Origin of the sequence: Haloarcula sp. K1 (genome assembly GCF_001647155.1) — an archaeon.
GTDB lineage: Archaea > Halobacteriota > Halobacteria > Halobacteriales > Haloarculaceae > Haloarcula > Haloarcula hispanica.
Genome location: NZ_LRHL01000007.1, coordinates 12905 through 26008, shown reverse-complemented (window position 1 = coordinate 26008; position 13104 = coordinate 12905). Strand labels below are relative to the sequence as shown.

Genomic DNA, 13104 nt, shown 5'->3' with positions numbered 1-13104 from the left:
TTAGTCACCTGCCGCGGGGACGTACTTCATGTTGCTCGCGGCGAGTTCCTCGCCGTCGATGCTGGACTCGAACCCGTCGACGATCTCGGCGGGCTCGAATGGGTTGCCGTTGTACTTGAGGAGGCTCGACATCTTGTCGCCGTACTTGCCGAGTTCCTTCTGAGTCAGGCCGCGGAACTGGGCCGTGGCGTTCATCTCGACGACGAGCGCCTCGTCGACCGATTCGAGCCACTCGGAGACCTCCTCCTTCGGGTACGGAGCCATGTCGGAGACGCCAAGCGCCTTCACGGAATGGCCGTTCTCGTTGAGTCTGTCGACGGCCTCGAAGACGGTCCCCTGCTGGCTGCCCCACACGAGGATGCCGTAGTCGGCCTCGTCGGGTCCGTGGTAGGTCTGGTGGGACGTGTTTTCGTCCAGATCAGCACGGATGTCGTCGAGCTTGTTGAGCCGACGGTTCATCTGGGCGATACGGTTCTCGGGGTCCTCGCTGATGTGGCCCGATGGGTTGTGCTCGTTGCCCGTCGCGAGGAAGCGGCCGTCCTTCTGGCCCGGCACGGAGCGCGGGCTGACGTTCGAGCCGTCCTCGGGTTCGTGGAGGAAGCGCTGGAACTTCCCGGAGGAGTGGTGTGCGGCGTCCTGAATCTCCTCTTCGGTGAGGACCGAGCCGGGATCGGCGTTCGGTTCCTCGTCGAAGTGGCTGGCCGGGAGGTTCCGGAGTTCGCCCTGGATCTTCTGGTCGTAGATGACGATAGCCGGGATCTGGTACTCGTAGGCGATGCGGAACGCCGAGCGGGTCTGCGTGTAGCACTCGCGGATGTTCGCCGGCGCGAACACGACGCGGGCGGAGTCGCCCTGTGACGTGTACAGGACGTGTTCGAGGTCCGCCTGCTCGGGCTTGGTCGGCATCCCCGTCGAGGGGCCGGCCCGCATCGCTTCGACGAGCACGATAGGCGTCTCGGTCATCTCCGCCAGTCCGAGCGGTTCGGACATCAGCGCGAAGCCACCGCCGGATGACCCGGACATGGCTTTCACGCCGGCGTGAGACGCACCGAGGGCCAGCGCGGCGGCCGCGATCTCGTCTTCGACCTGTTCGGAGATCCCACCGAACGAGGGCAGGTGCTGTGACATGATCGTGAACACGTCGGTCCACGGAGTCATGGGGTAGCCCGAGATGAAGCGACAGCCCTCGTCGATTGCGCCGTAGGAGATGGCGTTCGAGCCCGAGAGGATGACCTGCTCCTCGTCGTGGGAGCCCTCGGGGACCTCGATGTCGTGATCGATATCGAGTTCGCTTGCGGCTTCGTAGGCGTCGTGCAGGACGTTGAGGTTCGCCTCCTGCATGTCGCCACTCATGTTCTGTTTGATGAGCTTCTCGAACTCGTCGGTGCTGATGTCGAGAATGGCCGCGGTCGCGCCGATACCGGCCGTGTTCCGCATGATCTCGCGGCCGTGCTCCTTGGCGATGCCGCGGAGGTCCATCGGGACGACGTGCCAGTTGTTCTCCTCGGCGGCCTCTTCGAGACCGATCTCGTCGACGTCTTCCTCGTCGAGCAGTCCCTCGTCGTAGAGGAGGACGCCGCCCTCGCGGAGGTCGTCGAAGTTCTCGTACAGCGGTTTCAGCTCCTCTTTGCCGTAGTAGGCCTCTTCCTGCGGGTTCCGGGCGAAGGAGTCACCCAGGGCCAGCAGGAAGTTGTAGCCGTCCCCGCGGGACTGTACTGGCTCGTCTTTCGCACGTACTTCCACGTACGTGTGGCCGCCGCGGATACGCGACGGGTAATGGCGGTGTGTGAACACGTTCAGCCCCGACCACATCAAGGCCTTCGCGAAGTTCTGGCTTGTCGAGTCGATTCCGTCACCGGAACCACCGGCGATTCGCCAGATTAGTTCGTTGTCTGTCATGGTGAAATCCTCGGCCCCAGCTCTGGTGCCGTATCATCCCGTTGGGGGGCCATGACTAAAGATTTTCCACTACATCACCACTCATTAATCGTTATCTTTCGGCTCAGGTACCTCAGATTGCCGTTTTCGAAATTGAAGTCCGTCGCTGTGGGACACGTTCACAGGGGCGAGATATCCGTCTGGGAGACAGGTGTCAGCCAGCAATAGTAAGCCATGCAACTTCCTCCCGCAACGACTAACACAGTGACTACCGATGTATAGTCGAGGATGTCGTTAACGGAACTCATCGCTGGCGTCGAGGACCATCAGAAGACGCTGACTGTCTTCAACGCCGGGCCGACAGCGGCTGAAGACCTGCGCGAGCGCTTCGCGGACCGCAACGTCCACGTTCAGACCGAGCAGACTGAGAGCGGACGCCCGGGCGAGTTTATCACTCTCAGCGAGGACGAAGCGGTCATCGCGGCCGCGAGTCTCAATTCGTTTACCGACTCGCTTGACGAAGGCCGTCAGTACATCACGCGGGACGACAGCCCGTACGCGTCGATTCTCGACCACCTCGACGAGACGATGTTCACCTCGTGGTCTATCCAGCGGATGACGGCCGCGTCCCGCGAGATCGAGGACCGCGCGTGGCGTGTGGGACAGGGAACGCTGCACGCCGGCTTCCAGACACTGTCTACGCTTCAGGGCGAACTCGACCTCTACGAACGGCTGGGTGAGACCGACGTGGACGTTCACGCCTATGCCGTCCCTGACGTCGAGCCACCCGAGTACAGCACGTTCTCGCTGCATCTGGAACGGTCGGACGAGATCGCCGACTCGTGGTTCGTCGTGTTCGACGGCGGCGGTGACCCGACCCAGAAGTGCGCCTTGCTGGCCGAGGAGCGCGAGCCACGCGAGTTCTACGGCTTCTGGACCTACGACGAGTCGACGGTCGACTGGATCATCGACTATCTGGAGGAGACCTACGGCTATCTCGAACAGTGAGCCGCGTTCGAACCGGCCAGCGCGGTCATTACCACGGCTCGCCGTCGGCCGACATTCGCTCTTGAGATGCCGACCGTGACCGAGTCTAGAGAGTTCCGCATCGAGGAGACCGGAGAGCGCGTCAACGGTCTCGAACTGGAGTTGCACCTGTTTTTCGGCGTGTGGGCAGTCATCGAGCGCCACGAAGACCGATGGGTCGTGGCGACCGACGACAGGGAGCGCCGAACGCTTGTCGTTATGTCGGACTAATCTCACGCTGATATCGAATCAGTCCGCAGCCCCGGACACGTCTTCGAACACCGCGAGGTCGTGGCCGAGCAGCACTTCAGCCCCCGTCGCCCGCTGTCGGTCGCGGCACCGCTCTAGGCTCTCCTTCCACGCGCCGTTGTTCCACAGGAGGCTCGTCGCCATCGACTGGCCCGCGTAGTTCGCCTCGACGTACGCTTCGTCGCCGACGACGAGGAGCGGCCGTGCCGGGCGGTCGATGAACGCGCCCATGAGTCCGGGCGTGTGGCCGGGAAGGTGCAACAGTTCGACCCCATCGGTGAGATGATAGCTGTCGCCGTGGACGATCTCCCAGTTCAGGTCCCGGTCGAAGTCGCTGGCGAGGTAGGCGATAGAGCCGTCGTCCGTATTGGCGCTGTAGTACGCGTACGGGAGTTCCTCTCGGTGGACGTAGATCGGGACGTCTGTTCCCGCGAAGTTGTGCAAGCCGCCAGCGTGGTCCAGATGCAGATGGCTCATCACGACGGCATCGATGTCGTCGATGCTGTAGCCCGCATCTTCGAGATCCGCCGGCAGGGCGTGCTCCTCGGCGTCAACGTGTGCGAACGCCTCATACAGCGGCGTCGGCCAGTACCCGTCGCCGGCCTCCGGATGCGAGCCAGTGTCCCAGAGGATAGTCATCTCGGGCGTCTCTACGATGAGGTTCCACACGACGTACGTTTCGTACTCGTGTTCCGGGTCGCGGTCCGAGGCCGTCGCGACGCTGTGGCCGTCGACGACGAAGTTTCGATCAGCCTGTACGCGGCCCCGGTCGACGAACGTCACTGTAAGGTCGTCCATACGGTGTCTACGGGCTGTCAGAAAGTAAAGAGCGGTGCCGTGCGCCGCGGGTGACGGGCTAGCTCGCTATATGACCAACCGTTCGCTATGGCAGGGGTTTCATGCCGTATCGACGCTGAGTACTTTTATACCGAAATGTCGGTGGAAAAGCGGGACCCACACACACCACCCTGCAAGTGTTCTCGGTGTTTCCAGGGGTGGGGGTGGGGAGGGGGAGGCTCCCTCTGCATACTTAAAGAAATGGCAGATTGTTCGATTCTACTGAGAGTACATGATCAGAAGACTATTCGTATATGCAGATATGAGTGCTCTGAAGCACTTGTAGCTTGAATTCTATGGAGGTGGACGTTCGATGGTGAATATGATTTTATTGCCTTTACCATAAAATATATAATAGTGCTACTAGTTCTAGATACGGTCCAGAACGAGACAGTCGAGAATCGCAGGACTCAAGTGTTCTAGATGAAGGGTCGGTGCAGCAGACTGCTCGTGGCTGTTTTCCAGAGGGATCGAAGAAACACTTGCAGGGTGGTGTGTGACTGTTCGGCGTGAAAACACTTGAAACACTTGTACGGTGGTCACTGGTTTTATATAGAGTCACTCAAAAGGTGGCGTACGATGGTCGACGTGAACGAGAACCCGTTCGATGGGACTGACGCGATCTTCGAACGAAAGCAACCGCTGAAAAAAGACACGTTCACGCCGGATACGATCTTTCACCGCGACGAGGAGATCGAGTTCTACATCAACGCGCTTCAGGACGTCATCGTCGGCCACGACCCCAACAACGTCTTCGTCTACGGCCCAACGGGGGTCGGAAAGACTGCCGTTACGAAGTGGGTACGGGACAAACTCGAAGAGAAGGCCGAGGCCGAGGACATCCCACTCACCGTTGTCGGTCCGATAAACTGCCGGAACTACCGGTCGGCGTACGCCCTGGTCAACACACTCGTCAACGAGTTCCGAGATCCGGAGAACCAACTCCCCGAGAGCGGCTACAGCACTGACAGCGTCTTCGAGTTCCTCTACGAGGAGATCGAAGCCGTGGGTGGGAACGTCCTCATCATCCTGGACGAGATCGACAACATTCCAGCGGACGCGCGGAACGACTTCCTGTATGAACTGCCGCGGGCCGAAGCGAACGAGAACACGCCGATCACCGATGCGAAGGTCGGACTCATCGGGATTTCGAACGACCTCAAGTTCGTCGACGTGCTGGAACCCAAAGTGAAATCGACGCTCGGGGAGCGAGAGATCAAGTTCGGTCCGTACGACGCAACGGAACTCCGAGACATTCTCGGCTACTACGCCGACATTGCGTTCCGAGAGGACGTGCTCGGCGAAGATGTCGTCCCGCTGGCGGCGGCCTTCTCGGCGCAGGAACGGGGCGACGTTCGGCAGGGACTCCGAATCCTCGAAAAGGCCGGAGAGTACGCGCGGATGGAGGGCGCGGACGGTGTGACAGAAGCACATACGCGACGGGCGACAGACACTATCGAAACCGACGAACTGCTGGATTACTTCGAGCACGACCTGAGTTCACAGCAGGCGCTGACGTACCTCGCGACGACGCTTGCGCTCATCGAACCGAAACACGAGGCGTCGACAAAGCGGATTTACAACCTCTACTCCTCGATTGCGGAGTCGAGTGGCCGCCGCGTGAAATCCGAACGCAAGATCTACGAGTTCCTCGACCAGCTTTCCATGCAAGGGCTAGTCCGCTCGGCCGAACGCAACCTCGGTCGCAAGGGTGGGCGCAAGTACATCTACGAGGTCACCGACGACGCGACCGATATCATCAACGCCGCGCTCCAGTCGTCCTACAGCGATGCCGTGCCGAGCAACGTCAACGGGATACTCGAACACTATCTGGAAGACGAGGCCACCGAGTTTGAGGCACCGGACACGACCGACGACGAGCAACAGAACCTCTGGCAGTTCACGTAGCCAGCGTATTTGCTCCCCTCCCCCCACCGACTCACATGGCAGAACACTTGCACGGTGGTGTGTGTGTGTTCAGTGGCAGTCCCTCTATTGTACAGTCCAGAACAGTTGCAGGGTGGTGTGTGTGTGCCAACAGTAGACCGTGAACCCGGAGTGCTACCGAGCGATTATGTGGCAGTTACCCTCCACTGCAGTGTGTAGAACACTTGCAGACCGGTGTGTCCGTCCGTTTCCACCACAGCCTCCCGGTATTCCGTTTCGAAAACACTTGCAGGGTGGTGTCAACACCGATTCGCCGGGAAAACCGCTCAAAATGGGCTTTCCTGAACACTTGCAGGGTGGTGTTCCCGTGGGCTCTCGTCTGTCTCTCCCAGTGCGGGAAACACTTGCACGGTGGTGTTAGAGTGGCGCATCGGAACTCCGAACAACGTCTCAAAAACACTTGCAGGGTGGTGTTTTCGGGAATCTCAGACGCTCGCGCACCCCCGCACGACGCATACCCCCGTGCGAACACTTGCAGGGTGGGGTGTGAACACCTGTCCACTGTTCTGGTCCAGTTGTAGTCGTACTGGAAACACTTGCAGGGTGGTGATAGAACACTTGTAGGGTGGTGTCGGATCGTTTGTATAGGGCTGTCAGAACACTCGTAGGGTGGTGTTCCAGCGAAAAATACGTCGTTTGCGACGCAATCAACCAATCGACAGTGATCGACTGAGCCCTCTCCGTTACATCGGGGCTTGCTTGTAGATGAGGTTCCGCTGGATGTCGTTGGCCCCTTCGTAGATGACCGGAATGCGCACGTCGCGGTAAACGCGAGAGATGCGGTTCTCCGTCAGCACCGACCGGCCCCCGTGTAGTTGCATTCCTTTCTCCGCACAGTCCATAGCGGCTTCGGTCGCGTTAGTCTTTGCCAATGCGGCCCAGTAACCGGCGTTCTCCTGGTTAGCGACGCGTTCGGCCGCGTGCCAGGTGAGCGTTCGGGCGGACTGGAGACCGAGTTGCATATCGGCCAGTTTGTGCTGGACCGCCTGGAACTCGTCGACGGTCTTGCCGAAGGCCTCGCGGTCGTGGACGAACTCCCAGGCCTCCTCGATGGCCGCGGCGGCGAGACCGATGCCGTGTCCGCCGACGACGACGCGGCCGTGATTGAAGAACTCGGCGAGCATGTAGAAGCCGGCTCCTTCGACGCCGATCAGGTTCTCCTCCGGAATCCGGCAGTCGTCGAGCACGATGTGAGCCTGCTTGGACGCCCGGAAGCCCATCTTCTCGGGGATGTGTTCGGCGTGGTAGCCGTCGGCGTCCGTCGGGACGATAAACATCGAGTAGTTCCCGTAGCGGTCGTTCGGGTCGTCACCGGTCTTGGCGTACAGCGTCACCCAGTCGGCCTCGACGCCGTTGCCGATCCAGTACTTTTCGCCGTTGAGCACCCACTCGTCGCCGTCCTTCTCGGCGGCTGTCGTCATCCCGGCGAGGTCGCTCCCCGTCTCTGGCTCGGAGACGGCGAGGCCGGTAAGCTGGTCGCCGGTGGCGACGGGCTCGAGGAACTCCTCTTTCTGCCAGTCTGCGCCGTGATCCTCGACGATCTCTGCCCCGAAGCTGGCGAGCTGGATCGTCAGCGCGATTCCTGCGTCGGCTTTGTACAGCTCCTCTGCCATCGCAAGCATCTGTTGGAGGTCGTAGCCGCTCCCGCCCCACTCCTCACCGATATCCTGTGCGACGAGGCCGGCCTCCCTGGCTGCTTCAAGCACATCCCAGGGATACTCCCCGGACGCGTAGTACTCACCGGCGACTGGTTCGATGTGCTCCGCAGCGAACTCCCGAGCCTCTTCCTTGACCTCGCGTGCGTGCTCCGGAACGAGTTTCTCGGATAGCAGATCCATGGGAATTATCATGGTTTGTGTACTGATATACTCCGTGGAACTCTGCAAAACACCGCCATAGTTGTTTCCCGGAAACTCCTGATAATCGGCCAGCACGCTTTTCCATGGCTGTAGCCTTCCTCGGGCATGAACCGTCGAGACTACCTGCTTGCCGGAGCCACCCTCGGAACCGCCGGGCTTGCGGGGTGTTCGTTTCTGGCCGCGGCCGAGGCACCGCCACCGGACGTTCCGAAACAGCGCCTCGAAGACGGCGGCTGGACGCGAACGGACCAGTCCTCGGAAACAGTGTTCGACCGGAGCTACGGCCCGGTTTCGGTCGAGGCCGTCTCAAGTACGGTCCAGTACGTCGACGAACAGCTACAGGAACGCGTCGCCAGTCGTACCCTCGATCAGGTCCAGACTGCGCTCTCCGTGTTTTTCGCCACCCGCGTCGACTTCAGCCCGAATCTTGACAATCTCCCGGCTGGCGTGGGCCGCAAGGAACTGCTGGCAGAAGTCAGAACGAACGCCCGCGACAGCTTCGAACAGCAGATGGAAGCCCAGGGGTTGACCGATATCGAGAAAACCGGCGAGGGAACAATCGATATCGACACCGGCGAGACAGCCGAGACGGTCGAACTGTCCGCCGTGTACCCCTTCGAGGGAATTTCGTTCGACGTGACCGAGAACGAGGCCGTCGAGATACCGGCCAGCGACATCGACATCTCGGCGATGTTCGCCGTCTGGCACCACGGCGACTTCGTCGTCATTTCCGGGGGCGCGTACCCGGCACAGAACTTCGAACAGGTCGTTGAAAACGACCTGAGCGACGGCATCACGGTCACCGTCGATGTCGACCTCGGACTCCAGCCCGAAACCTATCGGACCGAAGTCCGGAATCTCGTCACTGGCGTCCAGTAACGCTACTGAGCGGCTGAAAACGCGCCAACTCCCCTATTCCGGCGCGGCGTCGTCAGGGACGCGACCTTCGACGAGCGATTCGTCGGCGTACTCGTCACGGAGCGACTTTTTGTCGAACTTTCCGGTTGCCGTCTTCGGAACCTCGTCGATGGTGACGAAGTTGTCCGGGACCCACCACTTGGGGTAGGACTCGAGGATGTACTCACGGAGTTCATCACCAAGCGTCTCCTCGTCGGCATCGGCCGTCGGAACGATCATCGCAAGTGGGCGTTCCTGCCAGCGCTCGTGCGGGACACCGATGACTGCCGCTTCGTTCACGTCGTCGTGGGCGATCAGTTCGTTTTCCAGTTCGAGCGAGGAGATCCACTCCCCGCCGCTCTTGATGACGTCTTTCGCCCGGTCGACGATCTTGATGTAGCCGTCCTCGTCGACGGACACCACGTCACCGGTCTTCAGATAGCCGTCCTCGAACTCCTGTTCGTTCGCTTCCGGCCGCTTGAAGTACTCCGTCGTCACCCACGGCCCGCGGATGTGGAGTTCGCCGAAGTCCTCCCCGTTGTGCGGGACCTCGTTGCCGTTGTCGTCGATGACACGGAACTCCAGCCCGGGTGCGATGAGTCCCTGCTTCGCCCGCTTGTCCAGTTGCGTCTGGTAGTCGGCGTCCTCCAGGTCGCTCCGCAGGGACGCCACCGCACCCACCGGGGCCGTCTCGGTCATCCCCCAGGCGTGGACGAGTTCCACGTCGCGGTCGTCGAAGAACCGGATCATCGCTTCGGGCGCAGCGCTTCCGCCGACGATGAGCCGTTCGAGCGACGAGAGGTCGACGTCGTTTTCCTTGATGTACTCCATCAGCCCCAGCCAGACGGTCGGGACGCCGGCGGTGACGGTGACGTCCTCCTCTTCGATGAGCTTCGCGAGGTCCGCCGGTTCCGGCTGTGGGCCGGGGTAGACGTGCTTGGCCCCGCCCGCAGTTGCCGAAAACGGGAGTCCCCACGCGTTGACGTGGAACATCGGGACGACGGGCATCATGACGTCGTCGTCGTCGAGTGGAATCCCCTGTGGCGACTGGATCGCCATCGTGTGGCTCCACAGCATCTGCTGGGTGTACTCGACACCTTTCGGTCGTCCGGTCGTCCCGGAGGTGTAACAGAGGCCTGCGGGCCGCTCTTCTTCCAGTTCTGGCCAGTCGTACTCCGTCGGCTGGTCGGCGATGAACGACTCGTAGGCGACGGCATCGAGGTCCGTCTCGGGGACGGACTCGCTCATCACGATGAACTGCTCGACCGTTTCGAAGGACTCGGGGTCATCGGTGGCGGCACCTTCGAGTTTCGGCAGGAGCGATTCGTCGACGAAAATGAGTTCGTCCTGTGCGTCGTTGACGATGTACTGGATGTGTTCGTCTGGCAGGAGCGGATTGATAGTGTGTAGCTGCGCACCGGTTCCCGGTACCCCGAAGTATGTCTCGAAGTGCCGGCTGTGGTTCCAGCAGAACGTCCCGAGCCGTTCGCCGTCGCCGTAGCCGGCTTCCTCGATCGCGTTCGCTAGCTGCGCCGTCCGTTCGGCGTATTCGGCGTAGTCGTGACGGACGATGCCTTCGTGGGTACGAGAGACGACTTCCGTGTCCGGATACAGTGTTTCTGCACGCCACAGGAACGGTCGTAGAGTTTGCGGGCTGCCTCCTGGCATATCATGATGCAGGGGCTCACGATACAAGAAACACTGCTAAATCTTTCATGAGGGAAAAGGAGTTCATCCGCAGTGCTCGCCGCCCCGTTCGCACACGTCTGCTTACACTTCGATTTCCTGCATCAGGTCGACCAGCTCTTCCAGTTCCGGAAACGTGTACACTTTCACGTTGATGTTAGACTCCAGCGCGTGGACGCGGGAATCGAACATCAGCGCCATCTCGTTGTCCCGGTCGCCGACGAGCTGGTCCACCATCCCACTCCCGGGGCCGAACGTGAAGTTCGGCGTAGAGATGTCGATGGTCGTATCGAGGACGTTCGCCCAGCCATCGATGAAGCCGCTGGTCATGATGTTGCCGATCTCCTGAATCGCCGAGCGCTCCATGTCGGTGAAGCCGTCGGCATTGGGGTCCGTTTCCCCCATATCGCCGATCATCCCAGTGGCGAGGTCCTTCGCACTGGCGGCGTTGAACAGGAACAGGATGTGCCCGTGGGGCTTTTCCACCATTTCGATACTGATACCGATCTGCTTCTCGTCGCCGACGTGCGTTTTGATATCGGGGATATCGATGAAGTTGATCTTCGTGATCTCCATCTCCGTCTCCATCCCTGTCATCTGGCTGAGGTGGTTCGCAACGGTGTTACCGCCCTCTTTAGCCATCTGATTGAACAACCCGAGCTTCCGAATATCTATCATCAGACTCATTCGTTAGGACCAGCGTTGCCGCTGAGTTGTGTGTCCTCATACATAAGCTATGCACCCGCATTTTCGTCGGCGAGAATCGGAGCGTGTTGATACCGCTTTACTCACTCCACGCGGACGCTCACAGCGACGCCCTCGCCGAGCGGCAGCAATCCGGTCTCAAACGCCGGGTCGTCGCCGACGCGTTCGAGATAGGTGGCGATGCCGCGACTCGTTTCGTTGGCGTCGATGTCGCCGCCGTCCAGCAACGCCTGTACTTCCTCGAACTCCAGCGGCCCGGCCTCGATCATATTGTCGGCGACCACCGCCCCACCGACCGGCACTTTCCGGCGGACAGCCTCAAATGCTTCCGCATAGCGGTGTTTCTCGTTGTCGACGAGCACCACGTCGAAGGGGCCGTCGTAGTTCTCAACGGTTTCGATTGCGTCCCCGTGCTCGAAAGCGGCCCGGTCGGTGAACCCGCCGCGGTCGAGGAACTCTCGGGCTTCCTCCAGTTCGTCGGCGTCAATCTCCGTCAGGACGATCTGCCCGTCGTCGGACACCGCGGGGGCCATCCAGTACGCGGAGTACCCGAAGCCGGAGCCGAACTCGAAGATACGGTCGGCGTCGACCATCCGGGCGACGAGGCGAAGCCAGCCACCGACTGCGGGACCGACCGTCGGGAACCCTTCCCGGTCGGCTTTGGCGTCCATCTCCTCTATGACCGGATCGCTGGCCGGCGCTATCGTACGGGCGAATTGCTCTGTGACATCGGGGAGCGGGGTTTCGTCCATACCGGGCTATGCCGGTAGGGACGACATAAATGAGTGGGTCGGGACCGGAATTAGCCGAGTTCGAGGCGCTCGACGTACTGGATGACCGACTCCAGCGCGGGATTGGGGTAGTACTCGACGGTGTTGGCCGCTGTCTCGTACGAGAGAATTCCGAGGTCGTCCAGCCGCGGCAGGTGATTGTGTGCCAGCGACACGCCCACTTCGTCGCGTGATTTGGGGGTCGCTCTGGCCGGGATGGCCTTCTCGCGTTCGTAGACGCGGTCGACGAGGTCGTCCAGTGGGACCTCGGCGTCCGACCGGTCTTTCAGGTGATACAGGAGACTGCGTCGCCGCGGGGCGGAGATCAACTCCAGAACCTGGTCAAACGAGTATGGTATCGGAATCGTTTCGGGCTCTTCCGGGTCGCCCTTCTTGACGCCACCGGGTGGGGCGACGGTGTCCCGAAACGTCGGCATCTCCTCCGCGTCTTTCGATGCTGTGACGGTCCAGCCGTGGTCCGGGAGGTACTCGTACACGACGTCATACAGCGGCCGAAACATCTCGATTGTCTCCTCCGTATGGGCCTCCGGGTCCATGTGGTGGTGGCCGGAGACGTCCATCTCGGCACATTGTCGGTTCAACGCGGTCACCAGCGCGATGACGCGGTCACGTTCCCAGGACTCAAGCAGTCCAGTAAGCGAATGCAGGCACAGAAGCAGCGGTGCATCTGCCTGTTCCAGTCGGCCGAGATGGCGAGAGACGGCCGCTCCGATGTCTATCGGCTCCACTGTCGAGGGAAGGGTATCAAGCGTCAATGAGGGAAATGCGCCAGACGCCGCTGCCTGCGAGTTAGCCGGTAACTCGCTGCCGGCGTCGACGATAATCGCCTCTTCCGGCATCTCGTCGTCGAGGTGCTGCTGCCACAGCGAGAGGCGGGAATCGGGGGACTCAGACACTGTGACACAGATGGCCTTCGAGTCACTGACTCCCTGTTCAGTCAGGAATCCGGCACACCCCTCTCGTTCGGCGTCGCTCGAACCGCGTGCCAGTACCAATACGGACGCGGCCTCGCTCAGAGGCTGGTCCACTGTCCCACTCCCGGAGTTCATTGCGTACTGTATCGTATCAGGAACCATAAACCCATCAACAAATAAGCGTTCCCTTGATATAGGGTAACATTCAATCAGGAACCGCTCGAAAATGAGGCACTGTCCGGATCGGCCCCCCTCTATGTGAGCGGGTCTCAGGGCGTGTCCCGGACAGTCTCGATTCCGAGGATTTTTGCAGTA

At 60.9% G+C, this 13104-nt stretch carries 11 protein-coding genes; 4 read left to right on the top strand and 7 right to left on the bottom strand.

Annotated elements, in window-relative coordinates; translation table 11 throughout:
- The gene (locus AV929_RS03410; protein WP_014040648.1) at nt 1-1899 is read right to left on the bottom strand and encodes a 2-oxoacid:acceptor oxidoreductase subunit alpha; all 1899 of its coding nucleotides are present in this window, start codon (nt 1897-1899) and stop codon (nt 1-3) included.
- A gap of 267 nt (nt 1900-2166) precedes the next feature.
- On the opposite strand from AV929_RS03410, the gene AV929_RS03405 reads away from it, so the two are divergent.
- Nucleotides 2167-2886, top strand: a complete 720-nt coding sequence (locus tag AV929_RS03405) for a DICT sensory domain-containing protein (protein WP_064287445.1) — start codon at nt 2167-2169, stop codon at nt 2884-2886.
- A 66-nt stretch (nt 2887-2952) separates the two neighbouring features.
- A complete protein-coding gene (locus AV929_RS03400) occupies nt 2953-3135 on the top strand; it encodes a hypothetical protein (protein ID WP_064287444.1) in 183 nt (60 codons plus the stop codon).
- A gap of 18 nt (nt 3136-3153) precedes the next feature.
- Here the strand turns inward: AV929_RS03400 and AV929_RS03395 are convergent, their stop codons facing one another.
- A complete protein-coding gene (locus tag AV929_RS03395; RefSeq protein ID WP_064287443.1) occupies nt 3154-3951 on the bottom strand; it encodes an N-acyl homoserine lactonase family protein in 798 nt (265 codons plus the stop codon).
- A gap of 618 nt (nt 3952-4569) precedes the next feature.
- On the opposite strand from AV929_RS03395, the gene AV929_RS03390 reads away from it, so the two are divergent.
- Complete coding sequence (locus tag AV929_RS03390; protein ID WP_008313351.1) at nt 4570-5898, top strand: Cdc6/Cdc18 family protein; 1329 nt, start codon at nt 4570-4572, stop codon at nt 5896-5898.
- 722 nt (nt 5899-6620) lie between these two features.
- On the opposite strand, the gene AV929_RS03385 is transcribed toward AV929_RS03390, so the two are convergent.
- Nucleotides 6621-7775 (bottom strand): acyl-CoA dehydrogenase family protein, encoded by a 1155-nt coding sequence (locus AV929_RS03385; RefSeq protein ID WP_008313353.1) that lies wholly within the window; start codon nt 7773-7775, stop codon nt 6621-6623.
- Nucleotides 7776-7901: 126 nt separating this feature from the next.
- On the opposite strand from AV929_RS03385, the gene AV929_RS03380 reads away from it, so the two are divergent.
- On the top strand, nt 7902-8675 hold the full coding sequence (locus tag AV929_RS03380; protein WP_050007438.1) for a DUF6517 family protein: 774 nt from the start codon (nt 7902-7904) through the stop codon (nt 8673-8675).
- A gap of 33 nt (nt 8676-8708) precedes the next feature.
- Here the strand turns inward: AV929_RS03380 and AV929_RS03375 are convergent, their stop codons facing one another.
- The 4 genes from AV929_RS03375 to AV929_RS03360 all read right to left on the bottom strand — a co-directional run bounded on the left by AV929_RS03375 (nt 8709) and on the right by AV929_RS03360 (nt 12924).
- Complete coding sequence (locus AV929_RS03375) at nt 8709-10361, bottom strand: long-chain fatty acid--CoA ligase (protein WP_050036696.1); 1653 nt, start codon at nt 10359-10361, stop codon at nt 8709-8711.
- Between the two features lie 102 nt (nt 10362-10463).
- Nucleotides 10464-11066 (bottom strand): chemotaxis protein CheC, encoded by a 603-nt coding sequence (locus AV929_RS03370; protein WP_023843310.1) that lies wholly within the window; start codon nt 11064-11066, stop codon nt 10464-10466.
- Nucleotides 11067-11167: 101 nt separating this feature from the next.
- Nucleotides 11168-11836, bottom strand: a complete 669-nt coding sequence (locus tag AV929_RS03365) for an O-methyltransferase (protein ID WP_050036695.1) — start codon at nt 11834-11836, stop codon at nt 11168-11170.
- 50 nt (nt 11837-11886) lie between these two features.
- Nucleotides 11887-12924, bottom strand: a complete 1038-nt coding sequence (locus tag AV929_RS03360; protein WP_050007437.1) for a hypothetical protein — start codon at nt 12922-12924, stop codon at nt 11887-11889.
- Nucleotides 12925-13104 lie beyond the last annotated feature (180 nt).